This is a genomic window from Spirosoma luteolum (assembly GCF_054778875.1).
On the sequence record NZ_BAAGZE010000006.1, the window covers coordinates 367,492 to 394,144 of the forward strand.

General features: G+C 60.1%; 18 protein-coding genes. 12 read left to right on the forward strand and 6 right to left on the reverse strand.

Features of this window, described 5'->3' with window-relative positions; translation table 11 throughout:
• The first annotated feature begins 39 nt into the window (after positions 1-39).
• The 6 genes from ACYVAC_RS12165 (at position 40) to ACYVAC_RS12190 (ending at position 11,429) form a co-directional block, all read left to right on the forward strand.
• A complete protein-coding gene (locus tag ACYVAC_RS12165; protein WP_461097957.1) occupies positions 40-3,261 on the forward strand; it encodes a SusC/RagA family TonB-linked outer membrane protein in 3,222 nt (1,073 codons plus the stop codon).
• A gap of 110 nt (positions 3,262-3,371) precedes the next feature.
• Positions 3,372-4,940, forward strand: coding sequence for a RagB/SusD family nutrient uptake outer membrane protein (locus ACYVAC_RS12170; protein ID WP_461097958.1), 1,569 nt, complete (start codon positions 3,372-3,374; stop codon positions 4,938-4,940).
• A gap of 78 nt (positions 4,941-5,018) precedes the next feature.
• Entirely contained in the window at positions 5,019-6,107 is a 1,089-nt protein-coding gene (locus tag ACYVAC_RS12175; RefSeq protein WP_461097959.1) for an IPT/TIG domain-containing protein, read from the forward strand.
• 182 nt (positions 6,108-6,289) lie between these two features.
• Entirely contained in the window at positions 6,290-7,819 is a 1,530-nt protein-coding gene (locus ACYVAC_RS12180) for a TolB family protein (protein WP_461097960.1), read from the forward strand.
• 28 nt (positions 7,820-7,847) lie between these two features.
• Positions 7,848-9,815 carry a sialate O-acetylesterase gene (locus ACYVAC_RS12185; protein WP_461097961.1) on the forward strand — a complete coding sequence of 656 codons (1,968 nt, stop codon included), beginning with the start codon at positions 7,848-7,850 and terminating at the stop codon, positions 9,813-9,815.
• A 255-nt stretch (positions 9,816-10,070) separates the two neighbouring features.
• Complete coding sequence (locus ACYVAC_RS12190) at positions 10,071-11,429, forward strand: TlpA family protein disulfide reductase (protein ID WP_461097962.1); 1,359 nt, start codon at positions 10,071-10,073, stop codon at positions 11,427-11,429.
• Between the two features lie 166 nt (positions 11,430-11,595).
• Here ACYVAC_RS12190 and ACYVAC_RS12195 read toward each other — a convergent pair whose 3' ends face one another.
• Complete coding sequence (locus ACYVAC_RS12195) at positions 11,596-12,711, reverse strand: AI-2E family transporter (RefSeq protein WP_461097963.1); 1,116 nt, start codon at positions 12,709-12,711, stop codon at positions 11,596-11,598.
• A 232-nt stretch (positions 12,712-12,943) separates the two neighbouring features.
• Here ACYVAC_RS12195 and ACYVAC_RS12200 point away from each other — a divergent pair, with 232 nt between their 5' ends.
• Together ACYVAC_RS12200 and ACYVAC_RS12205 are read left to right on the forward strand one after the other, a co-directional pair.
• Positions 12,944-14,104 (forward strand): TIGR00341 family protein, encoded by a 1,161-nt coding sequence (locus ACYVAC_RS12200; protein ID WP_461097964.1) that lies wholly within the window; start codon positions 12,944-12,946, stop codon positions 14,102-14,104.
• Positions 14,105-14,112: 8 nt separating this feature from the next.
• Positions 14,113-14,340, forward strand: coding sequence for a hypothetical protein (locus ACYVAC_RS12205; protein WP_461097965.1), 228 nt, complete (start codon positions 14,113-14,115; stop codon positions 14,338-14,340).
• 9 nt (positions 14,341-14,349) lie between these two features.
• On the opposite strand, the gene ACYVAC_RS12210 is transcribed toward ACYVAC_RS12205, so the two are convergent.
• The 4 genes from ACYVAC_RS12210 to ACYVAC_RS12225 all read right to left on the reverse strand — a co-directional run bounded on the left by ACYVAC_RS12210 (position 14,350) and on the right by ACYVAC_RS12225 (position 19,047).
• Entirely contained in the window at positions 14,350-14,544 is a 195-nt protein-coding gene (locus ACYVAC_RS12210; protein ID WP_461097966.1) for a hypothetical protein, read from the reverse strand.
• A 104-nt stretch (positions 14,545-14,648) separates the two neighbouring features.
• Positions 14,649-16,013, reverse strand: a complete 1,365-nt coding sequence (locus tag ACYVAC_RS12215; RefSeq protein WP_461097967.1) for a sensor histidine kinase — start codon at positions 16,011-16,013, stop codon at positions 14,649-14,651.
• Between the two features lie 25 nt (positions 16,014-16,038).
• Positions 16,039-16,716 carry a response regulator transcription factor gene (locus tag ACYVAC_RS12220; protein ID WP_461097968.1) on the reverse strand — a complete coding sequence of 226 codons (678 nt, stop codon included), beginning with the start codon at positions 16,714-16,716 and terminating at the stop codon, positions 16,039-16,041.
• A 132-nt stretch (positions 16,717-16,848) separates the two neighbouring features.
• Complete coding sequence (locus tag ACYVAC_RS12225; protein WP_461097969.1) at positions 16,849-19,047, reverse strand: bifunctional alpha,alpha-trehalose-phosphate synthase (UDP-forming)/trehalose-phosphatase; 2,199 nt, start codon at positions 19,045-19,047, stop codon at positions 16,849-16,851.
• 217 nt (positions 19,048-19,264) lie between these two features.
• Here ACYVAC_RS12225 and ACYVAC_RS12230 point away from each other — a divergent pair, with 217 nt between their 5' ends.
• The 4 genes from ACYVAC_RS12230 to ACYVAC_RS12245 are packed head-to-tail and all read left to right on the forward strand — an operon-like array spanning position 19,265 to position 23,567.
• Positions 19,265-20,824 carry a sensor histidine kinase gene (locus ACYVAC_RS12230; RefSeq protein WP_461097970.1) on the forward strand — a complete coding sequence of 520 codons (1,560 nt, stop codon included), beginning with the start codon at positions 19,265-19,267 and terminating at the stop codon, positions 20,822-20,824.
• Positions 20,825-20,863: 39 nt separating this feature from the next.
• Entirely contained in the window at positions 20,864-22,318 is a 1,455-nt protein-coding gene (locus ACYVAC_RS12235) for a serine hydrolase domain-containing protein (RefSeq protein ID WP_461097971.1), read from the forward strand.
• A 5-nt stretch (positions 22,319-22,323) separates the two neighbouring features.
• Positions 22,324-23,013 carry a LytR/AlgR family response regulator transcription factor gene (locus ACYVAC_RS12240; protein WP_461098225.1) on the forward strand — a complete coding sequence of 230 codons (690 nt, stop codon included), beginning with the start codon at positions 22,324-22,326 and terminating at the stop codon, positions 23,011-23,013.
• A 41-nt stretch (positions 23,014-23,054) separates the two neighbouring features.
• Positions 23,055-23,567, forward strand: a complete 513-nt coding sequence (locus ACYVAC_RS12245; RefSeq protein ID WP_461097972.1) for a heme-degrading domain-containing protein — start codon at positions 23,055-23,057, stop codon at positions 23,565-23,567.
• Here ACYVAC_RS12245 and ACYVAC_RS12250 read toward each other — a convergent pair.
• A complete protein-coding gene (locus tag ACYVAC_RS12250; protein ID WP_461097973.1) occupies positions 23,564-26,605 on the reverse strand; it encodes a PD-(D/E)XK nuclease family protein in 3,042 nt (1,013 codons plus the stop codon). The genes ACYVAC_RS12245 and ACYVAC_RS12250 overlap by 4 nt on opposite strands.
• Positions 26,606-26,653 lie beyond the last annotated feature (48 nt).

Below are 26,653 nucleotides of genomic sequence, written 5' to 3' on the forward strand. Positions count from 1 at the left end.
GTTCCATCACCTTACTCCATTAACCAACCGCTACCCCCTATGATCAACCGTTTTCTAACCGGAACCGTCCTGTCCGGCGCCATCCTGCTCAGCTGCTGGCAATCGGTACAGGCACAGGATCGGCCGGCCAGCCGGCGCCCGGCCGATTCGAACCGGGCTGCGCAGGCCCCCGCCCGGCCGGCAGCCGACAACAAAGCCCTTATTCGGGGCACCGTTTCCGACGAAAAAGGCAACGGCCTACCCGGCGCAACCGTATCGGTAAAAGGCACCCAGATCGGTACGACCACCGATGTCAACGGGGCTTTCGCGCTCACCATGCCCAACGGCGCCAAAACGCTCGTGATTTCCTTCATCGGCATGAAAACGCAGGAGGTGGAGCTGGGCAGCCGCACCAACCTCAACATCACGCTGCAATCGGGCGATCAGTCGCTCGACGAGGTGGTCGTGATTGGCTACGGTACGGCCAAACGGTCGGACGTAACCTCGTCGATCACGACTGTAAAAGCCGCCGACCTGAAAGACATTCCGGCGGCCGGGGTCGATCAGCTGCTGCAGGGCAAAGCAGCCGGCGTTACCGTTACGAGCAACGGCGGCCAGCCGGGCGGTGGTGTATCGGTAAAAGTGCGGGGCGTTACGTCCATCAACAGCAACGACCCGCTGTTTGTGATCGACGGCGTGCCGTTTGTGGGCGGCAACACCTCGGCCAGCAGTGGCTTCTCGGGTCTCGGTGGCAGCGACGGGCAGACCGGCAACTCGGTCATGGCCATGCTCAACCCCAACGATATTGAAAGCATCGACGTGCTGAAAGATGCTTCGGCGCAGGCCATCTACGGCTCGCAGGCGGCCAACGGGGTTATCTTGATTACGACCAAGAAAGGCAAACAGGGCGAAGGCAAAATCAACTACGAGATGTACACGGGCGTATCGGAAGTGGCCCGCCGGCTCGACCTGATGAAGCTGCCCGATTTTGCCCGCTACCAGAACGAAGTGCTGCCGCTGATCGGCAGTCCCCGCGCCGACGAGTTCAAGAACCCCGACCTGCTGGGACCCGGCACCGACTGGCAGGACGCCATGTTTCAGCGCGGCAAGATCAACAACCACCAGCTGAGCTTCTCGGGCGGGCGCGACCGCACCACGTACTACCTGTCGCTCAACTACTTCGACAACAAGGGTATCCTACTAGGTTCCGACTTCAAACGCTACGCATCGCGGTTCAGCCTCGACACCCAGCTGAAAACCTGGGCCAAGGTAGGCATCAGCGCCAACGTGTCGCGCAGCATCCAGAACATCTCGCTGGCCGATGCCGCCGAAGGAACCATCTGGTGGGGGGCCTCGACCAGCCCGCTCACGCCCGTCAAAAACCTCGACGGTACCTGGGGCGGTGGCCAGACGGTTGGCGGGGTGCAGTACTACGGCTCCAACCTGGTGGGCAACAGCCAGTATCGGGGCAATACCAAAACCACCAACAACATCTTCGGTAGCCTCTACGCCGAGTTTCAGCTGCTCAAAGACCTCTCGTTCCGCAACGAACTGTCGTACTCGCTGGGGCAGGACAACAACGTGGCCTACCAGAAAGCCGGCAACGTGGGCACCACGGCCTTCCGCAGCAAACTAATCGACTCGCGCTCCGACAGCTACTACTGGTCGCTGACGAATTACCTGACATACAACAAGTACGTGAAGAAACACGGCATCCAGGCCACGGTCGGGCATCAGGCTCAGAACTCGTACTACCAGGCCATTTCGGGAACGAAGGTCGACCTGCAGGCCAACATCTTCGACCTCAGCACGGGCAGTTCGGACCAGACCACCTGGGGCCTCAACGGCGGCAAGGGTCAGTGGGCCATGGAATCGTACTTTGCCCGCGCCAACTACACCTACGACGATCGCTACTCGGTATCGGCCAGCTTCCGTACCGATGGGTCGTCGAACTTCGGCCCCAACAACCGCTGGGGGTATTTTCCGGGCGTATCGCTGGGCTGGACGGTCTCGAACGAGAAATTTATGAAGGGTTCGATTGCCAACGTGCTGAGCTATGCCAAGCTGCGGCTGGGCTACGGGGCGGTGGGCAACCAGAACTTCCCCGGTGGTGCGCCTAACCCGGCCTACGTGGGCGCGGTGCAGTTTTTCTCGGGTCCGGTGGGCTTCGGCTCGTCGAACATGATCAACGGTATTCCCAACCCGAACCTGAAATGGGAGTCGGTGAAAACGGCCAACGCCGGGGTCGACCTGGGCTTCTTCAACGGCCGCATCGACGCGACGATCGACGTGTACAAGAAGGTAACGTCCGACATGATTATCTTCCTGACGGGTCCCAACCTGATCGGGGTAGGCGATCAGTGGGATGACCTGAAAGCTCCGCTGGGCAACGCCGGCCAGATGACCAACACGGGTGTCGACATCGGCATCACGACCAACAACATCAAGAAGGGCAACTTCAGCTGGAAGACCAACCTGGTATTTACCCAGTTTACCAACCGCTACGACAAAGCGGCCAGCGCGGCCTCGGCTCTCGATGGCAAGGTGTATTACAACAACTACCTCATCACCCACACCACCCCCGGCCGGCCCGTGGGTTCGTTCTGGGGCCTGATGACGGATGGGCTGTTCCGCACCCAGGCCGACCTCGACAAGAGTCTGCCGCAGTTTGGCTACAAGGTGAATACCAACGAAACCTGGCTGGGTGATGTGCGGTACAAAGACATCAACGGCGACGGAAAGATCGACGCACAGGACTACACCTTCATCGGCAGTCCGCTGCCGAAGTTCAGCTGGGGTTTTACCAACTCGTTCAACTACGGTGATTTCGACCTGTCGATTTTCCTGCAGGGCAGTCAGGGCGCCAAAGCGTTCAACTTCCTGCGGTGGCAGCTCGAGGGTCTCAACAACGCCTATACCAACCAGCTCCGCACGGTTACCGACCGCTACACCGAGCAGAATCCTGACGGCAGCCTGCCCCGCTTCACGGCCACCAACAAAAACAACACGGCCATGTCGGATCGCTATGTCGAAGACGCGTCGTACGCCCGGATTCAGAACATCACGCTGGGTTACCGACTGCCAAAGGCGCTGCTCAACCGGGTAAAGATTCAGAACCTGCGCATCTACGGCTCGATCCAGAACCTCAAAACCTTCACCAGCTATTCGGGCTACGATCCGGAGATCGGCTCGTTCAACAACAGCATCAAGCTGATGAACGTCGATATGGGCCACTACCCCAACCCCCGCACGTTTACCGTGGGTGCTAATCTTCAGTTTTAACGTTCATTGGGCGATTGAGGGATTGAGTGGTTGAGTGGGCAAGCCGTCTGGCACCCACTCCCGACACGATCACACTCATGCTCCCAATCGCTCAATCACTCATTTTATTTATGAAACGCAACTTCCTATATGCTGCCCTGGTGCTGCCGGCGCTGCTGTCGGCCTGCAGCAAAGACTTTATCGACCGCCCTTCGCTCTCGGGCACCACAACCGGCAACTACTACAACAATGCCGACGAGGTGCGGGCGGCTACCAGCACGCTCTACAGCGGACTGCCCTGGCGCAACTACGAAAGCCGGGCGCAGGATGCCATCGGCGATGTTATGGCCGGCAACATGTTTACCTACACCGACGTCGAATACCTCAACTTTACCGTTTCGTCGGCCTCCGACCGGATCGGGGCGGCCTGGGGGGCTTTCTACAAGATCATCGGCTACGCCAACGTGATGATCAAAACCTTTGAGGAAAAGAAAGCCGCCGGTGGCGATGCCAGCTACCTCGACCCCGCCATTGCCGAATGTCATTTCATCCGGGGCACCATCTATTTCTACATCGCCCGCACCTGGGGAGCCGCGCCCATCATCACCGACCCCGGCGCTACGGCCCTGTCGGGCAACTTCAACATTCCCCGTTACCGCCAGCAGGATGTGCTGCGCTTTGCGCTCGAGGAGCTGCAGATGGCCGAAAAAGGACTCCCCGACACCGACGCGCCGGGCCGCCTGACCAAGACCGTTGCCAGGGGCATGATGGCCAAGCTGTACCTCTACAACAAGGACTACGCCAACGCCAAAGCCAAGGCCGACGAGGTGATCAACTCGGGTAAGTACACGCTCGTGAACGACTACAACGGGATGTTTACCAAGAGCAGCATGAACAACAACCCTGAGGCCCTCTTCTCCATTCAGCACCAGTTTTCGCAGGACCCATGGGGTACGGGCAACATCAAAAACCCCGACCGCGGGGCCGGGGCCCTGCGTACGTCCGAAGCCGACGCCTGGGAAATGTACGTGCCCTCGCTCGACCTGCTGAACGAATACGAATTTGGCGACCTGCGCCGGAAATGGTCGGTGATGGAACACGGCTGGACCAACCCCACCTGGAAGCCCCAGCGCGCCAACGCCCCCAAATACAACGCCTTTATGGCCAACGGTTTCAAATACGATACCCTGCAGCCGGTTGAAGAGGGTGGTAGCCTGAGCCCCACCCGCGCCAACATCACCAAGTATTTTGCCGGTCCCGGCAAAACCTACGGAGGTGAGCCCGTGCTGGGTCAGAACTCGGGCAACAACGTGGTGCTGCTGCGCTACGCCGATGTGCTGCTGATTTACGCCGAAGCCGTGCTGGGCACCAACGCGTCGACCAGCGATGCCAAAGCCCTCGACGCCTTCAACAAGGTGCGGGCGCGGGCTGGGCTGCCGGCCAAAACAGCCATCACCCTGAACGACGTGCTGCACGAGCGCCGGGTTGAGTTTGCTTTCGAAGGCGACTACTGGTACGACATTCAGCGGCAGGGCTTTGCCAGGGCCAAAGCCATCATCGAAAAGCAGAACCGCGGCTCGAAGGGCAACCCCAACTACATCACCACCTTTACCCAGGACAAGATGTACCTGCCCATTCCGGCCGGCGAAATCGTGCAGGATCCCGAGCTGGGCAAAGACCCCGTTCCGTACTACAACTAATTCGTTGCCGGGTCGGGCGCAGCCACCCGCTGGTACGCGTCTGACCCGCAACCCAACCGTTTTCTAACAAGCATCGCCATGAATTTCCATACAATCAGTCGGCTGGCCGGCCTGTCGCTGCTGACCGCCTGCACCGCCCTGCTGACCACCTCCTGCGAAAAAGACACCGACGGTCGGCCGCCGATCAGTCCCGGCACGCCCGTGGCCACCAAACTCATGCCCGACTCGGCCGCCGGGGGCAGCGTGGTTACGCTGACCGGCACCGGCCTGGGCGACATCCGGACCATCGTGTTCGAAAAACAGGGTGTACCGGCGGCCTTTCAGCCCACGCTAAACACCGCCGAAGCCCTTATTTTCCGGGTACCGTCCGAAGCGTCGGGCGGGATGCAGAAAGTGACCTTTACCAACAGCGCCGGACAGAGCGTTGCCGTACCGTTCAAGGTATTGGCCTACCCCACCGTATCGGACGTATCGGCCTATGATTTCACGAAGGGATCGACCATCACCATCACGGGCAACAACCTCGACGACGTGTCGGCCGTGGCCTTTGCCGATTCGGTAAAAGGCATTTCGGATGCGGCAACGATTGTCTCGAAAGCCAAGAAGCAGCTGGTGGTGCAGATGCCGGCTTCGACGCTCACCCGCGCTACGCTGAGTATCACCAACGGTACGGGCCGCATCCGGACCCGCCAGGAGTTCATCAACCTCGACAAGGCCTATCAGATCGTGGCCGACGGGTATATGAACGGATTCCAGGACAACTCCTGGGGCGATGCCGGCACCATCAGCACCAAAGAAGCCAAGATGGGCACCTCGTCGGCCACCAAAACCTACCAGAAAGGCAACTGGCACCTGATCGGGTTTGCCAACTGGTCGGGCGTCGACTACTCGAAAGACTATACCTACATTGCGGGCTGGGTGAAAGGCGCATCGGCCGATTACTCGCTCTACATCTCGACCGACGTAAGCGCGGGGGGCATGGGCGGCTTCGACGAGAAAAACCGCATCGACGTGAAAGCCGGCACCTGGACGTATTTCAAGCTCAGGCTGTCGGACATGGACTTCTGGTCGGCGGGTAAAACCCTGAAGCAGATCGCCTTCCGGATCAAAGGCCCCGACAAGCAGGACGAAACGTTTTACTTCGACAACATCGTGCTGGTGAAATAAGCAGCCCGGTCCACCAAAGCCACCCGACCAGCAGTTTCCTGACGGCGGGTGGCTTTGTGCTGTCTGGACATTTAGGGCCGGCAGCTGGGGTAAAACGCTCCGGCCGACGCCTTTACCGCCACACAGCGCCGGCCCCGTCTTCTTCCTGGCCAATTGCTTTCCTTTCCTAAACTCCTCCTGCTATGACGTTGCGCATCTGCCGGGCCGTTCTATTCGGCCTGCTCTGTTTTTCATTGGCGCCCGGTTCGGCGCAGCCGCTGGGCCTCTTCGATGGCCATACCGACATTGGCCGGGTTCGCAAAGCCGGCTCGGCCCGCTTCGATGCCCGTACGGGGCAGTATCGGCTCAGGGGCGCCGGCTACAACATCTGGTTCGACCACGATGAATTTCAGTTTGCCTGGAAAAAACTCAAGGGCGATTTTATTCTCTACACCCGGGCCGCACTGGTGGGCAAGGGCGTCGATCCGCACCGCAAAGTGGGCTGGATGGTCCGCAACAGTCTCGACACCAATGCAGCTCACATCAACGCCGTGGTGCACGGCGATGGCCTGACCTCGCTGCAGTTTCGGCGCACCACCGGGGCCAACACCGAGGAACAACGGTCGGCACTCACCCAGGCCGATGTGATTCAGCTGGCCCGGCGCGGCACCACCTACACCATGTCGGTCGCGCGCTTCGGGCAGCCCTTCGTGACGCAGCAGGTTACCGACCTGGCGCTGGGCGATGACGTGTATGTGGGGCTTTTTGTGGGGTCGCATAACGCCGACGTGCTCGAAGAAGGTACGTTCGATGATGTACGGATCAGCCTGCCCGCCCGGCCCAACTTTGTGCCCTACCGCGAATACATTGGCAGTAACCTTGAAACACTCGACGTGGCCACGGGCCGGCGCACCATCCTGCACTACAGCCCCGAATCGCTGCAGGCACCCAACTGGACACCCGACAACCGTTCACTGATCTACAACAGCAACGGCCGGATCTACCGCTTCGATTTTAAAAGCAAAGCCGTTAGCCCTATCAATACCGGCACGGTTACCAGCAACAACAACGATCACGTGCTCTCGTTCGATGGCAGGCAGCTGGGGCTGAGCAGCAGTGTCGACGGCAAGTCCATCGTCTTTACGGTGCCGGTGCAGGGGGGCACGCCCAAACGCATCACGCCGGTGGGCCATTCGTACCTGCACAGCTGGTCGCCCGACGGGCAATCGCTCATCTTCACCGGCGAGCGCAACGGCGATTTCGACATCTACCGCGTAGGCGCCAACGGAGGTCCCGAAACCCAGCTGACCAAGGTCAAAGGCCTCGACGACGGAGCCGAGTACGCGCCCGACGGCCGGCATATCTACTTTAACTCGACCCGCAGCGGCACCATGCAGATCTGGCGCATGAACGCCGATGGCAGCAACCCCGAACCCATCACCAGCGACGGCTTCAACAACTGGTTTCCGCACATTTCGCCCGACGGCAAACAGCTGGTGATGCTGTCGTTCGGCACCGACGTATCGCCCGACGACCATCCGTTTTACCGGCATGTGTACCTGCGCCACATGAACCTGGTAAACGGCCGGCCCGACCCGGCCTCACTGCGCGTGATTGCGTATGTTTATGGCGGGCAGGGCACCATCAACACCCCGTCGTGGTCGCCCGACAGCCGCCGGGTGGCTTTTATCAGTAATTCGGCCCCGCTGCCCGCTTCCACATCCGGCCGCTAACCCCGATCGCTTCAATTCCATGTACCCGATGCTTGTTACCATGACCCGTTTTCTGTTCCTGAGTTTGTTGTTTGTCAGTTCCGTTGCCGGCGCGCAGGTGCGGCTGGCCCGGCTGTTTTCCGATCATGTTGTGCTGCAACGGCAGCAGCCCCTGCCGGTCTGGGGCTGGGCCAAACCGGGCGAAACCGTTACGGTCCGGCTGGCTGGCCAGCAGCAGACGGCCAAAGCCGATGCGGCCGGCAAGTGGATGGTGCGGTTCAGCCCCCTCGAGGCAGGCGGCCCCCATACGCTGGCCGTGTCGGCCCGCTCGGGTAAGGCCGGGGCGGCCGATGTGCTGATCGGCGATGTCTGGCTTTGCTCGGGCCAGTCGAACATGGAGTGGCCCGTGAAGCAGGCGGATCACTACGCTACCGAAAAAGCCACCGCCAACTACCCCCGCATACGCCACTTCCGGGTCGATCACCAGCTGGCGCTCACGCCCCAGGCCGACCTGACCGCGGGCGAGTGGGCTGTCTGTTCGCCCCAGACCGTGGGCGAGTTTACGGCCGTGGGCTATTACTTCGCCCAGGCCGTGGCCCGGCAGGTCGACGTGCCCATCGGGTTGCTGCACACCTCATGGGGCGGCTCGCAGGCCGAGGGCTGGATCAGTAAGGAAGCCATGCTGACCGATCCCGAGCTGCGCACCTACGCCGAACACCTGCCCACCAGCTGGGCCCAGGCCGACAGCCTGGTCGATCAGAAACTGCGCCGGCAACTGCTGGGCGCGGACAACCTGACCCCTACCCCGGCCGACGAACAGCGTTACCGCGACCCGGCCTACGACTTTTCGGGCTGGCGTAAAGCCGACCCCATGGGGCAGTGGGACTGGAAAGACATGAAAGGGTTTCGGGGGCAGGGCTACATGGCCCGCCTGATCGAGATTCCGGCCGAGCTGGTCGGGGTAGAAACCACGCTGAGTCTGGCCCAGAACGACAGCCCCAACCAGATTTACATCAACGGCCGGCTGGTGGCCAACGGGGTGCTGACCGGCAACCGCCGGCTTACGCTGCCGCCCAACACCTGGCAGGCCGGCACCAACCGCCTGCTGATCCGGATGGGCAACATGCAGAACCCGGCGTGGTTCGGGCTGGGCCTGATGGGCTCGGCGAACGATCTGGCGGTCGATGGCAACGGACAGCACATGGCGCTCGGGGGCGACTGGTTTTTGCGACCCGCCTTTGCCGAACCGCACACCTACACCCGGTTCATGAACAATGTAGGCGTCAGTATCTACAACGCCATGATTGCCCCCCTGTTGCCGTTCGGCATCCGCGGAGCCCTCTGGTACCAGGGCGAAACCAACGCCGGCCGTGCCTATCAGTACCGACAAACGTTTCCGCTGCTGATCAACGACTGGCGAAAACGGTGGGGCCATACGTTCCCCTTTTATTTCGTACAGCTGTCGAGCTACGGGGCCAACCAGAGCAGTAACCAGGGCAGTAACTGGGCCGAGCTGCGCGAAGCTCAGACCATGACCCTGCAGCTGCCGCAGACGGGCATGGCCGTAACGACCGATGTGGGCAACCCCGCCGATATTCACCCGACTGACAAAAAAACGGTGGGTCAGCGGCTGGCCGCCGTTGCCCTGAAACAGACCTACGGCCTTGCCCAGCCTGCTGGCTCCCCGCTTTACCAAGCCATGCGGCTGGAGGGCAGCAAAGCCCTGCTTACGTTTACCAACACCGAAGGCGGCCTGACCACCCGGGGACGTTACCCCTACCTGACCGGCTTCGAAATTGCCGGCGACGACAAGGTGTTTCATTACGCCGAAGCCCACATTCGCCCCGACAACACGGTGGAGGTGATGCACCCGGCCGTGACCAAACCCGTAGCCGTGCGCTACGGCTGGGCCGATGCGCCTGTCGATGCCAACCTGTTCAACAAAGCGGGCTTCCCGGCCAGCCCCTTCCGCACCGATACCTGGCCGGGCGTTACCGTGGCCGATAAATTTGACTGATGCCCAGACAGATCGGGATGAGCAAGCCGCATCTTCACCCCGACCGCCAAAGTGGGTTTCCTAAACCCCACCCGTCAGTGTTAAACGACACTCGATCCGCTACTGGCAACCAGGCGAGTCTGCACGTGTTCGGCTGGACGTCGAAGCCTATCGAATCAGCACATCCCGTTGAGTAAATACAATTTGTGCCTTAGTTACTTATCCCTAGATTCCGACTAAATGTGATGGTCACTTGATATCCAGATTCACGCTATCATGAAGTTTGTGCTTTTGACTTCTCTACTACTGATTGCTGGTAGCCCGTTTGCGCAGGGTCAGCGAAGCGATACCATTCGGGTAGTGCTGCAACATAAGCTTGGCAATAGAGATATGGTGCGTAGCACTATACCAACCTCGACCCGGGCCTTCGATTCAGTTTATACAGGGATGCCATCCTGTGAAGCCTCGCGCATTGGCATTGCAGCCATCAATGTCTATCAGCTTTGGTACAGCGAGTATGTATGTGGAAAACGGGACCGGACCACCTTCCTGAAGTCGGTCCGTGATTACAGAATTGACACAACCACCCTCTCCAGGAATTTCATAAAATCGTACGTCGGAATTTTCTCCGGGTTGAAAGGATCGAAAAAAATCGTTGTTGTCGATAGCAACAACAATCACGATTTTCTCGACGACACCGTGTATGCGTTTGATACGTTGACGGTGGAAAAAAGGTACCGGGATGATTCGCTGGAACTGGCTCCTACCGTACTTGTCACCTACGAATTGTTCCGTAATAACCGAATCGTTCAGAAACAGACGGCAGTCAAACTAAAACCATTCGACCTGGCTTATTCCTACCCCAATAAACTGGAAGGGAAACTTCAGGTTTATACGCTGAGCTATAGACAATCTCAGGGCACTTTTTCGGTCCGGGATACTACGTTTAAAGTTGTGATAGCCCCCAGCGTACCGGGCCAACTCGACGACCCCAGAAATTTCTGGATAAAGATTCAAAAAGAAAACCTGGAATACCAGCGCGAATCTCCCGATCGAAACGGAGAGGGCCTCTCCGTCGGTGGGCATCTATTCAGATCAGTGGCGTACAACCCCGAAACCAATACATTGACCCTGGTTTACAACGGGTATGACAAACGCCCGAACGGTGGGTATGTCACAAACCAGATCCCCGATTTAACGGGTACGACCCTGGATAGTGGAACGGTTTCAGTCAAGTCATTTCTGAAACGAAACAAATACGTCCTGCTCGATTTCTGGGGCTCCTGGTGCGGTCCATGCCTTCGAAGTATCCCACTGACTAAGAAGGTGTACGATGCCGCTGATCGTAACAAACTCGAAATTATTGGCGTGGCCAATGAGTATAAGGCCGCAGACTTCGCCAAATCAGCTTCGATCGTACGCGAAAACAACATTAAATGGCTTCAGATTGGTGAGCTGATCGGACAGGCTAATGCGCGACGGTTCAGCCATTTGCTAACGATCAAAAGCTACCCGTCTTATCTGCTCATTTCGCCGGAGGGTCAGGTCGTAAGTCGTGAAGTTGGCGAAGAGGGGCTCCGCAAATTACTTGAAACCCTCGCCAAACTAAACATCGTAGACCGACGGGTTAACTAGCCATTCCCCTGGTGTGGGCCTGACGCTTTCATTGGCTGCGGCAAAGCCGACACCCTTCGCCCGGTCTGTCTTGGAAAATCAGTCCGATTCCACAGCGACAGGAAGGCCATCGGGTTTGGTTACCTAAAAAAAGCCCGGCGCGTTGACCAACGTGCCGGGCTTTTTTTTACTCCGCCACGACGGCGGGGCGCTTCCGGCGTTTGAGCCGCCAGAGGTTACTGCCCGCTTCTTCGGGCGTCTGGTCGCCCAGCAGCACACCCCACGCCCGCAGGCTCTCGACCCGGTCGAAAATCACTTTCATAATGGCGATGGCCGGAATGGACAGAAACATGCCCGACACGCCCGCCAGCGCGCCCCCCACCAGCACGCCTACAATCGATACCAGCGCGTTGACCCGCACTTTGGAACCCACAATAAGCGGCACCAGCAGGTTGTTATCGATAAACTGCACGACGATAAACACGATCAGCACCCCCAGCATGATAGACGGGTCGGGCTGATTGCCAAACGTAACCAGTACCGTCAGTACGGTTGCCACCAGCCCCCCGATGTAGGGAATCAGGTTCAGAATGGCCGCAATCACGCTCAGGAGCAGGGCATATTGCACATTCAGAATCACCAGCCCAATGGCGTTGAGGCCCGCTACGGCGGCCGTTTCGATCAGCAGCCCCACCACATAGCTCTGGATAACGGCCTTTACTTCACTCATTACTTCTTTCACGCGGGCGGTGTGGCGCTCCGGAAACAGCACCACCACAAAATGCAGCAGCATGGTGCGGTAATACAGCAGCAGAAACACGTAGATCGGAATCAGGGTCAGCGTGCCCAGGGGGCCCGTAATCACACCCAGCGTATCGGGGCTCTGCAGTGTATCGAGCGTCTGAGTCTGCGCTTTCTGCAGGTATTTAGCCTGCTGCCGATAACTCACGTTGTACTCGTTACGCACCCAGCGCTGGGCTTTGTGCACCAGCTCGTTGAGGTTGTCGCGCAGTTTGGGCAGATCGTCGGTAAACTCCGAGAGCTGCATCGAGATCAGTACGGCCAACCCCGCTACCAGCACGATGGCCAGCAGCAGCGCCAGACTGATGGCAATAACCTTGTGAACACCCCAGCGGATGAGCCGGTCTTCGATGGGGCGCAGCAACACAGCAATCAGGCCGGCCATAGCCAGCGGCACCAGAATATCCTGCCCCAGGTAGATGGCGGCTGTGATGATTGCCACCGATAGTAGCGACAGGGAAAACTGATGATAATGCGGTCGGGAAGTAGTTTCTGGTAGCATAGCGCGTTTCGAATGGGAGATTGAGTAACGTAACGCTATTAACGCTAAAACGGGCCAGTTATCCTCGACCAGCCGCATCTTTGTCCGGTCGGTACCGGCCAGCAACAGGCTGATCAGGGGGTAGCCGCCGGGTTGAAAATCGCCCGCAGGTCGCGCGGACCAGCCTGAACCCTTATCTTCGATGTTCTTCTTTGGCTGTAAGCAGCCTTTACTCACGTTTGGAAGCGACCGTATGACGCAGCAAAGCAGTCGATCTGCCCCTCCCCCCAAAACCGATTTTTTCAGCCGGCTGAGTGCGCAGTTACGCGACCGGTTTAGCCTGGACGACGACAAGGAAGACGAAGCGGCCATCATCCAGTCGATCAGCCGGGGCGCCGAGTTCAGGGGCGTCAATCTCTGGACCCTGATCTTCGCCATCTTCATCGCGTCGATCGGGCTCAACGTCAATTCGGCGTCGATCATCATTGGTGCCATGCTTATTTCGCCCCTGATGGGGCCGATCATGGGTATCGGGCTGGGCATCGGCATCAATGACCTCGATCTGATTCTGAAGTCGCTGAAAAACCTCGGGATCGCCGTGTTTATCAGCCTGCTTACCTCAACGGTCTACTTCCTGATCAGTCCGCTCCACGTTGCGCAGTCGGAATTGCTGGCCCGCACCTCGCCCAGCGTGTGGGATGCGTTTATCGCGTTTTTCGGGGGGTTGGTGGGCATTGTAGCCGCGTCGCGCCGGGATAAGGTAACCAACGTTATTCCGGGCGTTGCCATCGCCACCGCCCTCATGCCGCCCCTCTGTACGGCAGGCTACGGCCTCTCGTCAGGCAACCTGTATTATTTTGCCGGCGCGTTCTACCTCTTCCTGATCAACAGCGTCTGCATCAGCATCGCCACCTTCCTGATCGTGCGCTTTCTGGGCTACCACCAGAAAGCCTATGCCACGCCCGAGATCGAACGGCGCATTCGCACTACCATCTGGCTGGCGGTGCTGGTCGTAGTCGTGCCCAGCAGTTACCTGGGCTATCAGATCGTCCGAAAAACAATCTTCGAGCAGGAAGCCAAGCGGTTTGTGACCCGAGAGTGCAACTTTCAGTTCCGGCAGGTGGTCAGCTACAACGCCCGCTTCAACCGAAACCAGTCGACCCTCGAGCTGACCCTGGTGGGCGAACCGCTGCCGGCCGACTCCATTGCGCTGCTCAAAGCCAGAATGCTGCCCTACGGTCTCGACCATACGCAGCTTGTTGTTCGGCAGGGTAGCTTCAAGGATGCCGAGATCGATGTCGACGCCCTCAAGAACACCATCACCGATCAGGTCATCAAATACAGCCAGGGCTCCATTGCCCGTAAAGATCAGATTATCGATTCGCTGCGCAGGTCGGCAACGACCTGGGTCTGACGACGCCCATGGTCGTTGCCGACCTGCGCGATGAACTGCGCACGCTGATGCCCGATGTGCAGGCGTTTACAGCAGCCCCGTCGCTGCTGATGACGGGCAACCGCACCCGGCCCGACACGGTTCTGCTGGTGTACGCCCGCTTTTCGCGACGCCATACGCCCGCCGAACGGCGTCGCATCGAGCAATGGCTACAGCGTCGGACTAAAAGCAAACGGGTCAAGCTGCTGGTCGACTAGCGAAAAGGCTCAGAATAGATCGGGCAGATCGACGAGCCACAGCAGCAGCACGCTCAACAGCAGCAGCACCCCAATCAGCAGCGGCAGCCAGTCGGGCTGGCGGGGCGGCTTGGGGGCGGGGCCGCCCGCCGTGCCGGGGGTTGGCTGCACGGAAACCGGCGGCAGGAAGGGCGAAAAGGCCAGGCGGTATTGAGGGTCGATCATAGGCTGGAGCCGACCCGTCTAGCGTGTGTCGACCGGTACAAACCTAGCCGTGCCGCCTTATGATTTCCTGAAAAACACCTTAGAAACTCCTTAGAATCCAATACTCAGCGGGGCAGCCAAATGGCAAATACGGTGGGTTGTCCGGCGGCCGACTGCACCTCGATCTGTCCGCCGTGAAGCCGAACGATACGCTCAACCAGCGACAGCCCTACCCCGTAGCCCCGTACCCCGGCGGTTTGCCGGCTCCGGTAGAAAGGCTCAAAAATATACGGTAGTTCGGCCGCCGGTATGGCCGGCCCCGTGTTCTGAATGCCAATCAGCAGGGCCGACGGGGTGTAGCGGACCTGCACCAGTGCCTGCCCGTCGTCCGAAAATTTACAGGCGTTTTCGGTCAGGTTTCTGAGCGCCGTAGCCAGCAGCGTCCGGTTGCCCGGAACCGTCAGCTGGTCGGGGTCGTCGGGCAGATCGTCGAGCGTTACCACCACATGGTTGCGGGGGGCCATCGCCGACACCACCTCCCGGATATCCCACACCAGTTCGTCTATCCGGACGCGGTCGGTCAGCAATCCGGCGGTATGGTCCTGACTAACCTGCGATAACTGCAGCAGCTCGTGGGTCAGCGCCGACAGCTGGGTCACGTCGTCGAGCACCGACCGAATGGTTTGCCGGTAGGCTTCGGGCTGCCGCTGGTTGAGCAGGCTTACCTCGAGCTGCGAGCTGATCTGGGTGAGCGGGTTCTTTAGCTCGTGCGATACGTTGGCCACGAACATACGCTGCAGCCGAAACGACTCGCCCACGCGGTCGAGCAGCCGGTTGATGGTCGTGGAAAGGCGGCTGATTTCGTCATCGTCGGCGCTGACGGCCAGCCGTTCGTCGCGGTTGTTGGGAAAAATAGCGCTGACAATGTCGTCGATCTGCTGCATGGGCCGGAGCGCATCGCCGGCAAAGAGCCAGCCGGCCAGCCCCGTAATGGCGGCAATCAGGCAGAACAGGCCAAACAGCGCCCACAGCAACCGCCGGAGAAACGCATCGCCGTAGGTGTTGCGGGCCCCGGCCACCACAATGTACTGCCCTGCCCCGGTCGAGAACCGGATGGCCGACACGTAGTAGCGGTTCGACTGATAATCGCGGTGAATATCGCGCCGGATCGAGGCCAGCCGGGCCGAGTCGATATTGAGCAGGTGAGCCTCGTCGGTGCCGAAGATCAGCGAATCGCGCGCGTCGAAGATCAGGATACGCTGTTCCGGGAGCTGGTCTTTACGGATCCGGTTGAGCTGCCGGACCAGCTGCGCGTCGAGCCGGTGCCGGATGAGCAATTCGCCGGCGGTGTAGGCCTTCCGGTCGAGCCGCCGGTAGAAATCCGACGAAATAAAGTACCAGCAAAAGGCGTAAATGCTGACAAAGGTGAGCATCAGAATGCTGCACACCAGACTCAGAAACCGGAACGTCAGTCGATTGCGGATGGTCATACCTGCGGGGCCAGCGTGGCCGTGCCTACTCCTCGTTCAGCATATAACCCATACCGAAGTGGGTATGAATCAGCTTCTTGGAAAAACCACGGTCGATTTTTTTACGCAGGTAGTTGATATACACTTCTACCACGTTGGTGCCCGTATCGAAATTCAGATCCCAGACGTGTTCGGCAATGAGCGGCTTCGACAGAACCCGCCCCTGGTTGCGCATCAGAAATTCGAGCAGGGCAAACTCGCGGGCCGTCAGCTCGATGGCCTGCCCGTCGCGCATCACGGTTTTGGCATCCAGGTTCATCTCGATCCCCCCGTAGCGCAGCGACTGCGCCGTGCGGGTCACCTGCGTGCCTCGCTTGGTAAGCGAACGCACCCGGGCCAGCAGCTCCGAAAACTGGAACGGCTTGGTCAGATACTGATCGGCACCGGCATCGAACCCCATTATTTTGTCGTCGGTTTCGCCCAGGGCCGTCAGCATCAGCAGGGGCGTAGTGATGCCCTCGGCCCGTAGCTGCCGGCACAGCTCATAGCCATTGAGCCCCGGCAGAATCAGGTCGGTGATAATGGCCGCGTAATTGTTTTTCAGGGCCAGCCGCTTGGCCAGCAGGCCATCGTAGGCGATGTCGACTTCAAACTGACTTTCTTCGAGCCCCTGCTGAATGGCCTGCAGCGTTTTGGGTTCGTCTTCAACAACCAGCACTTTCATATCCGATTCGGTTTAGGACCGGGGGTGGGCAGTCTCATGCAGACGGCAGCCCACCTCCGGATGCGCAATATTCGGAAAACCCGGTCAGTTGAACGCTATGTCACGCCCGATCGGCCGACGGGGAGTGTCCACTCAGGCCTCGACCATCGATTCGTTCAGCTGCTCCAGCAGCGTATCGACATCGCGCTGCCGGGCCACCCGGTACCGCGCATACGATTGTCCGGCACCAACCTTTACGGTATAGGCCCAGTTGGGCATCTGCCGGAACATATCCTCGTCGGTGGTATCGTCGCCGATACTCACGATGAAGTCGTAGGGGCGCTGCTCCAGAATCCGCAGCGCCACCGTGCCTTTCGAATGCTGGGCGGGTTTCACCTCGACCACCTTGCTGCCCTGGATCACCGCCAGCGCAACCGCCGACTCGGCTCCCCGCAGCTGCGCGGCCAGTTCAACCGCCTGTCCTTCGATATCGTCGGCCTCGGCGTTGCGGTAATGCCAGGCAATGGCCGTTTCCTTCTGTTCGATAAACGAACCCGGATACCGCGCCACCAGGGGTTCGATCAGCGCCCGGACGGGCATGACCCAGTCGTCGGTGGTCAGGTCGAGCCGCTCCCAGTCCTGATCGGCTTTTTTCAGGAAAGCGCCGTGTTCAGCCACCAGACAAATCGGCACGCCGGCAAACGTTTTTTCGAGAAAGGCCCGGTCGCGGCCGCTGATCACCACCAGGTCATTGCGCTCGGCCAGCTGCCGCAGCGTATCGAGGATGCCATCGGCGGGGCGGGCCTGTGCCGGATCGTTTACGAGCGGGGCAAGGGTGCCGTCGAAATCGAACAGCAGCAACCGCTGCGAGGCATGGCTGAAACCCGCCAGAAACTCAGGAATCGGCAGGTCGGTTTCGATAGTGGGCTGATCGGTCATCGTATGATTGAAGGCAGTGAGAAAGTCGTGACTCCACCGGAACACGGTGTGATTCTGCAGATGTCGGCGCATGGTTTTCATCCGGCGCGTCTGCTCGGCAGGCGGCATCGACAGCGCCTGCTCGATGGCGTCGGCAACCTCCTGCGTATCGGTCGGGTTAATGATGATGGCGTCGGGCAGCTCCTGGGCGGCTCCCGCCAGCTCGCTCAGAATCAGTACGCCCTGCTCATCCTGCCGACTGCCCACAAACTCCTTGCAGACCAGATTCATGCCGTCGCGGATAGGTGTAATCAGGGCCACATCGCAGCCCGTGTAGAGCGCCATCAGCTCCGTAAAGGTCAGCGAGGCATAGGAATACACAATCGGGCGCCAGCCGATACTGCCGAACAAGCCGTTGATGCGCCCCACCGACTCCTCGATCTCCCGTTTCAACTCCTGGTACTGCCCGATCTTGTCGCGCGAGGGCACCACCGTCATCACAAACGTAACCTTGTTCTGCCACTCGGGGTACTGAATCAGAAACCGCTCATAGCCCAGCAGCCGGCTGATGATGCCTTTGGTATAATCGAGACGGTCGACCGAGAAAATAAGCCGGTTGTTGCCCAGCAGCCGCAGATACCGCTCCCGCTTCTCGACCACATCGGGATCGACAGCGGCCTCGTTGAATTTATTGAAATCGATGCTGATGGGGTATTCGCCGACCTGCACACTGCGCTCGGGCAGCACAATGCGCGAACCAATGATGGGCCGGTTCAGTACTTCCGACACGCTTTGCAGAAAATGCTGTTTGTAGTCGGCGGTATGAAAACCCACCACATCGGCCCCGAGCAGACCGCCGATCAGCTGCTGTCGCCAGGCGCGGGGCAGCAGCTTCACGATTTCGTAGGTCGGAAACGGAATATGGAAGAAAAAGCCGATCGTGGCGTCGGGTACGGCCTGCCGCAGCATCTCGGGCAGCAGCATTAGCTGAAAATCGTGGATCCAGACCAGATCGCCGGGTTCGATCAGCGCTGTCAGCTCTTCCAGAAAGCGGGTGTTGGCCTGCTGATAGCAGTTGAAGTCGCTCTCCCGGAATGACGCATAGGAAGGGAAATAATGGAAGAGAGGCCAGATCAGGTTGTTGCTGAAGCCCTCGTAAAAGCCAGTATGGACGGCTTCATCCATAAAGACCGGGTGGGCCACAAACCGATCGTTCTCGAGCGCCGTGGACTGGTATTGCTCCAGGGCGGCATCGCCATGCCCTACCCAGTGAATTTTGGCGGCCTGGCTGCCAGCCGGGTGTCCCAGCTGTTCGGCCATCGACAGCACCGCCGATACCAGCCCACCTGAATTCTGCACCAGTTCGGGCCCATTGTCTGAGGGTTTTACCGCGAAGGGCAGCCGGTACGAAACGATCAGTAAGCGTTTGTTCATCGATTTGTCAGTTTGCATAAAGAGGATTGGCTATGTAACGCGCATGGTACGGCCCACAAAGGTCTTTCGGCGCACTTAGAACCACCTTAACCGGATCTTAGAAACTCCTTAGAAGCCCCACTGGCCCGGCTCCGGCGATTCATCCCATTTTCAGAGGGGTTCATCCCTTTTGGCCCCCATACCCCACCACGCCGTTTAGTTTTGGTAAAAAAAAAGCATGCAACCACCTAGTGTAACCCGCCGGTACGAGCTGATGTTTGTCACGGCCGCCCTCGCTCTCTACGTAGTCCGTACGTTGCTGGTAGCTGCCGATCGCCTGGACGGGCTGATCGGCCTGGCCTCGACAGGCAACGGTATTGCCGCTGGTACCTTCTGGCCCATGCTGGCGCACTACGATCATACCCTGAACCGAAATGTGCCGCTCATTGGCGGGGCGCTGCTCGTGCTGGGGGCCTGGTCGGTCGTGCATCAGGAAGCAGTACCGCGCCTGCAAACCAGCCTGGTCAACCGGCCCGCCTGGCTGCTGCTGGGCCTTGCCGCCGGACTGCTGCTGGCGGGCGTTGGGCTCTACCATTACCTTACCCTGTACGTTCGCTACCAGCACAACCAGGCCGGCGCCATCATCGGTCTGAAAACCTATTCGCTCTTTCGCCTGCGCACCGTGCTGGCCGATACCATTGGGTTTGGGATTCTGATGGGCGCCTACGAGCTGCTGTATCAGTACTACCAGTTTCTGGTTCGCCGAGCGACCCGCGACAGCGAGTCTCCTTCCGGTCTGGTGCGGTACGGCCTGCCCGCGCTGCTGGCGCTGTACCTGCTACATCTGGCGGTTGCCAGTAACCTGCCCGTTACCCTGTGGCGCGGTGACCTGCGCGATGGCCTGCTGCTGCTGGGCTTCGGCGAGATCATACTATTGGCACAGGCTTATCTGTACACCCGTGTGCTGCCCCTGCTGCGGCCACCCCGTGCCACCGAGTCGCAGCTGCTGCTCCGCCTGGGGGGCCTGGTGCTGGGCACAGCCGGGGCCACTGCGGTGGTCTTCCTGGCTTCGCTGAATTTTGGCTTCCGGGTCGTTGATCCTATTCTGGTGTTTATCGCCCTGATTCTGCTCAGTGCCGTTGGCATAGCCTACGGCCGGCAGGCGCTCAACCGCGAAAAAACGGTGCTCCAGGCCCAGGTGTCGACGGGAGCGGCCGAACTGGCCAGCCTGCGGGCCCAGATCAACCCGCACTTTCTGTTCAATGCCCTAAACAGCCTCTACGCCACGGCACTCACCGAAAAAAGCGAAAAAACGGCCGACGGCATTCAGAAACTCGGCGACATGATGCGGTTTATGCTCCACGAAAACAACCGCGACCGCATTCCGCTCGACAAAGAAGTCGAGTACCTGCAAAACTACATTGCCCTGCAGCGGCTGCGCATCGACGAAACCCACCCGATCGACATCCGGGTTACGCTGCAGGAGCCCGATCGCCCGATCTTTATCGCCCCCATGCTGCTGACACCCTTCATCGAAAATGCGTTCAAGTATGGAATCAGCCTGCGGCATGCATCCTGGTTGTACATTACGCTTACCTTCGACAGCACCCAGCTATACCTGAAAGTGCACAACAGCCGGCACCAGCGCCCCGCCGACCCGCCGGCCGCCCCCCGCGGAACGGGCGTTGGCCTCGACAACGTGCGCAAACGGCTCCAGCTGATTTATCCGGGCCGGCACGAGCTGATGCTGCAGACCTCCGATCAGGATTATTTTGTTTCACTCAGGCTGGTTTACTAACTATCGGCCGATTTTCACCAGCCACTCCTCCGCTACGTCATGCGACCTATTCTCTTTACTGCGCTGCTGCTGCTCTGGTTACTGCCGCTCGCCTTTAGCCAGCCGGTTGCGCCCGCCGTTACCCAGCGCATCCGTCAGGTCGAAACAGGCCTGATGCCGGCCGTTCAGCTGGCGGGGCAACCCGACCAGCATTACGCACTGGCCGACCGGATGCGCCACTTCCGGGTTCCGGCGGTAAGCATTGCGCTGGTCAACAACGGGCAGGTCGAATGGGCCCGCGCCTACGGTTTTCTGAGCAGCGACAGCACCCGCCCGGCCAACGCACAAACGCTGTTTCAGGCCGCGTCGATCAGCAAACCAATCTCGGCAATGGGCGCACTGAAACTGGTGGAGCAGGGCAAACTGCACCTCGACACCGCCATAAACCGGTACCTGACAAGCTGGCAGGTGCCTTCGTCGCCGTTTACGGCCGCCCGACCCATTACGCTGCGGGGCCTGCTGTCGCACTCGGCCGGGCTCACCGTGCACGGCTTTAGCGGCTACCAGGCGGGCCGGCCCGTACCGACGCTGGTGCAGATTTTGACGGGCCAGCCACCCGCCAACTCCCCCGCTGTGGTGTCGGATACCATGCCCGGCCTGCGGTGGTCGTATTCGGGCGGGGGCTATGTGCTGCTGCAGCAAGCCCTCGAAGACGTCACCGGCCAGCCGCTGGCGACCTTCATGCAGCAAACGGTACTGGCCCCGCTGGGCATGACCCACTCGACCTTCGAGCAGCCACTGCCCACCAGCCTCACGGCCAATGCGGCCATCGGCCATTTCGCTAACGGCCGCCCCATTGCCGGCAACTGGCGCACCCACCCCGAGCAGGCGGCCGCCGGCCTCTGGACAACCCCCTCCGATCTGGCCCGCTACCTGATCGAAGTGCAACAGGCCTACAACAACCGGTCGAACCGGGTGCTGTCGTCGGCAACGACCCGGACCATGATGACCCCGCAGGTGGGCGATCAGGGACTGGGCCCCGGCCTGGATACCACCCAGGGGGCATTTGGCCACAGCGGTGGCAACGTGGGCTACCGCTGCCTGCTCTACGCCTTTACGCCCAGCGGGCAGGGCGCCGTTGTGATGACCAATTCCGACGCCGGCATGGATCTGGTCAACGAGATTTTTCGGAGCATCGCTCACACCTACCACTGGCCCGCCTACCAGCCCGTTCGTAAAACCGTTATGCCGCTCTCGGCCGGGCAGCTGACCTCACTCACCGGGACCTATGCCGGACTGGGCGACCGTAAGCCCACGCTGACCATAACCGCCGTCGACGGCGGCCTGCAGGTTCGGCAAAGCTGGGATAACGCGACCTTCGTGCTGCTCCCGGAGGCCACCCACCAGTTTTTCATGCGTGAAACCGGCGCGCCGTTTACGTTTACGGTCGATAGCCGGGGGGCGGCAACCAGCCTGCTCGCGTTCGGACGGGATCGGTGGACCAAACTGGACTGATGGCGATGGCCCTCACGGCACTGGCCATCGACGACGAGCCCCACGCGCTCGACATTATCGGCCTGCACGCGGCTAAAGTGCCGTTTCTGGACCTGAAAGCCCGCTTCACCGATGCCTACGAAGGCATTGCGTGGCTCCAGTCGAATCCCGTCGATCTGCTGTTTCTCGATATCCAGATGCCCGACATTTCGGGTATCGAGCTGCTGCATTGTCTGGCGCGCCCTCCGCTCGTGGTATTCACGACGGCCTATGCCGAGTACGCGGTGCAGGGTTTCGAGCTCGACGCGGTCGATTACCTACTCAAACCGTTCTCGCCCGCCCGGTTTCTGAAAGCCTGCACCAAAGCCTTCGACCTGCACGCCTTTCGGATCGGCAACGCCCCCGACCACCTGTTTGTGCGGACGGGCTTCGACGACGAAAAGGTTTGTTTCGACGAGTTACTGTATATCGAGGCCGACGGTAATTACCTGACGCTGGTGCTGCCCACCCGCCGGCTCCTGACCCGCCAGACCCTCGCCGACCTGATGCAGCAGCTCCCGCCCGATCGCTTCGTGCGGGTTCACCGCTCCTTTGGTGTTGCGGTCGATAAAATAACGCGGCTGGGCCGGCAGGATATGACCATTGCGGCCAGCCACCTGATTCCGATCGGGGCGTCGTATGAAGAAGCCGTTGCCCGTTTACGGGCGCGGTTGTGAGGCCGGCCTTGTGGTATGCAGCCGTTGCGTACCTTTAGACCATGGAAACAAACCCCACCCTGGCCGACGATATTGCCCGCCTGGCGCGGCAGGAAGAGGCCCTGCAGTTCGACCATTTCACGGCCCATACCGCCTGGGAGCTGGGCTGCCGGCTCAAGGCCGCCGTTGAAGCGCGGGGCCAGGCCGTGGCCATTGCCATTCAGCTGGCCGGGCAGCCGCTTTTTTTCTACGCCATGCCCGGCACTACCCCCGACAACGGCGACTGGATTCGGCGCAAGGTCAACGTAGTCGAGCATTATCACCGCAGTTCGTATGCCGTGGGGCTGCACCTGCGCCACCAGCAGACTACGCTGACCGACAAGGCCGGTCTGCCCGCGCGCGACTATGCTCCGCACGGGGGTTCGTTCCCGATCCGGCTGCGCGGTTCGGGCCTGGTCGGAACCATTACCATCTCGGGCCTGCCCCAGCGCGACGACCACAGTGTGATTGTGGCGGTACTGGCCGACTACCTGGGTCTGCCGCTTGCCGACATGGCCCTCGACCCACTGAGCTAGCGGTCGCAGATAGCCCGGAAGTCGCAGTATTCACAGGTCGATAGCTGGGTGGTGCGCTGGAATGGTACATCAGGGTCCAGCATGGCCCGTACCATGTCGCGCAGCAGTTCTTCCGACTGCGTAATGTAATCGGCGGGGTTGTCTTCAGCGCTGAAGTTGACCGGGTTCGATTTAAAGCCGCCGTTGACATCGCGAAACGAGTAGAAGCCCGCTTCGACGGGCATCCCGGCGGCCGGATAGATGGTACGCCCCCCTTTGTCGAGGGGTAGTCCGCCCTTTTCGGCAATCGTTTTCAGGGCCAGGTAGCGATACAGCCACAACTGCCTGATTTTGTCTTCCTGCCCGTTTTCCTTCAGCAAGGTCGGCAGGTCGCCTGTTTTCTTTTTCACATCGACGGCACCGGTCTTGTAGTCGACAATCCGGATGCGGTGGCCATAGCGTTCGATGCGGTCGATTTTGCCGGCAATCCGCACCTGCAGGTCGGGCTGTCCCTTGATCATCGACACATCGAGCCGGGTCGAGAGCGTTTGCTCGGTACCCAGCACGGTCAGGTCGGTGAGCTGGCTCTGCTGTCGCTGAAAATCGAGCATCAGCTGTTTGGCCAGATCATACAGCAGCAGGTTCATACCCGACTCCACCACGCGGCCCTTCATACTGTTCGAGAACTCCTCGTCGAGCAGTCGCCGGACATCGGCTTCCTCAAACGTTTTGTTCTGCAGCCGATACTCCAGGTCGAGCCGTTCGAGCACCTTGTGCAGCCAGTCGCCAAACTCGGCCGCACCCATCCGCTCCTCAATGTCGTCGTCTTCGGCAATCCGCACCAGCCGGCTGAAATAAAAGCGCATGGAGCAGCTGATGAACTGGTTGAGCTGCGACGGATACAGGCCCCGTGTCGACAGCATGCTGCGCAGTTCGTCGATCAGGGCCGGCGTTTTGGGTACGGTTGGTTCGGCAGGGTCGTCGGCCAGCAGGTCGCGCTCCCGACCAAAGCGCACCTGTGGCCAGCTCAGGGTGATGGTGTTGCGGGCCTTCGGCACCAGTTCGTGTTCGATCTGACGCACAAACCGGCTGGCTTCGCCTTTACTGCTGCCATAGGCATCGGGCGAGGTCGTATGAATGAGCACGACATCGCTGGCCCGTTGCAGCAGGCGGTAGAAGTGGTAGGCCATCACGGCTTCCTGCTCCCGATACGTCGGCATACCCAGCTTGCTGGCGATATCGAACGGAATCAGCGAGTTCAGCTTTCGCGCCTGCGGCAGCACCCCCTCGTTGACCGACAGCACGATTACGCGGTCGAAATCGAGCGCCCGTGTTTCCAGCATCCCCATCAGCTGCAGCGACCGATCGCCTTCACTCGTAAACGGAATGCTCGTCTGCCGGATCAGTTCGTATAGAAAATGCCGAAAACTGCGCACCGTGACGGGCACGCCGAGGTTGGCTGCGGCCTGCCGCTGCAGGGTAGTTTCGAGCTGCCGGAGCAGCGTATGGAACAGGTAGAGGTACTCGATCTCGATGGCATCCTGACCCGTCCGGTACACCTCGCGCAGCAGGTCGATCAGGTCGTAGAACGACTGGATAGCCTGTATCGGGCTGTCGGCACGCCAGCGCCGGAACAGCACCCGCACCAGGGCATCGTCCTGCCCCAGCTCGATCAGTTCGCGCTCGGTCATGTACACCCGCTGGTCTTTCACGATGTTCCTGGCCATCCACTGAAACAGCGGCTCGGCGGGCAGCACCTCACCCGATTCCGAGAGGCCGCCCGGCCACTGGCAATTGTGAATCCGCTCGTACTGCTTTACAAACGGGTGATTCAGCAGTTTCACGATGTGGCGGTGGTGAAACTTCGGGATGCGCAGGTCGCGGCCGTCGCGGGTCCGGAATTCATGGACCGTGCGCTGCATTTCAAACAGCGTATCGACCAGGGTAAACAGCAGCGAGTGGCGCAGCGAGAGGCCCATCGTGATGTTGAGGTCGGTTACTTTTTCGTCGAGGGCGTAGAGTACCGGCACCAGCAGCGTTTCGTCGGCCAGTACGATGGCGGTACGCAGGGGCTGGCCGGGTGTGGCCGGGTTGCCGGCCGGTTGAGGACTATCAGCGGGCTGTCGGTCGGCGGCCAGCCAGTCCTGGTGAAGCTTACCCGCCACTTTAGCCTGCATACTGGCATTGGGCACCCCCACCACCCGAATGGTTTTAGGCACGTTGAGCAGCGCGTTGGCTTCGTTCAGATCGGCCCGGTTGGTTTCCGAGAACAGCAGCGGGTCGTCGCGGTACCGACGCAGAAAATTACCCGCTTCCTGCATCGGATCGTCGATGTAGTAGCGATCCGAATCCCAGATCAGCTCGGCCTTGCCGGCTTTGGTCAGCACCTGAATAATGCGTTCCTCGGCCGCACTGAGTGCGTTGAACCCCACAAACCACACGCGCTGGTAAGCGGCATTGTCGCGGATGGTTGTTTTTACCGTTTCGGCCAGCTGCCGGTAGGCCATGCCCCGGTAGGCAAGTCCCTGCGCCTGCAACCGCTCCCGAAGGGCATGGTAAGCCGTTTTCAGGTTCTCGAACAGCTGGAAGTACTGGCTGATCGTTTTGGTTTCGGTGATCGGACTGGCGCCTTTGGGCAGCTCCAGATTCCAGGCTTCGAGCCGTTTGATGGCGGAGAGGTTCTCAAACAGCTGATCGGGCTCGATCAGGTACTGGTCGATCCGGTCGAAGTCGGTTAGCAACACCGAGGCCCAGCCGACAAACTGTTCAAACTCGACGGCCGGATCGATTGTCCGAAACACGTCGTAGAGCTCGAACAACAGGTTGACGGAGTCGATCAGCTGCACGCCCGCTCCCTGCGTTATAAAATCATCGACCGCCAGGGTATGGGGGGCCAGAAAAGGCTTATCGGCGTGGCGGGCCAGCTCGTCCAGAAAAACGGTTACCGCCCGGCGCGTCGGCAGAATCACCCATACGTCGCGCAGATCGATTGGCCGGTCGGAATCGGCCGGCTGATGGTGCGTAAAGATGCGCTGGGCCGCCAGTTGAAGAAAGGTCATTGAGCAATCGGGCAGCGTGTGGGGCACTACCGGACTGTAAAGATACAC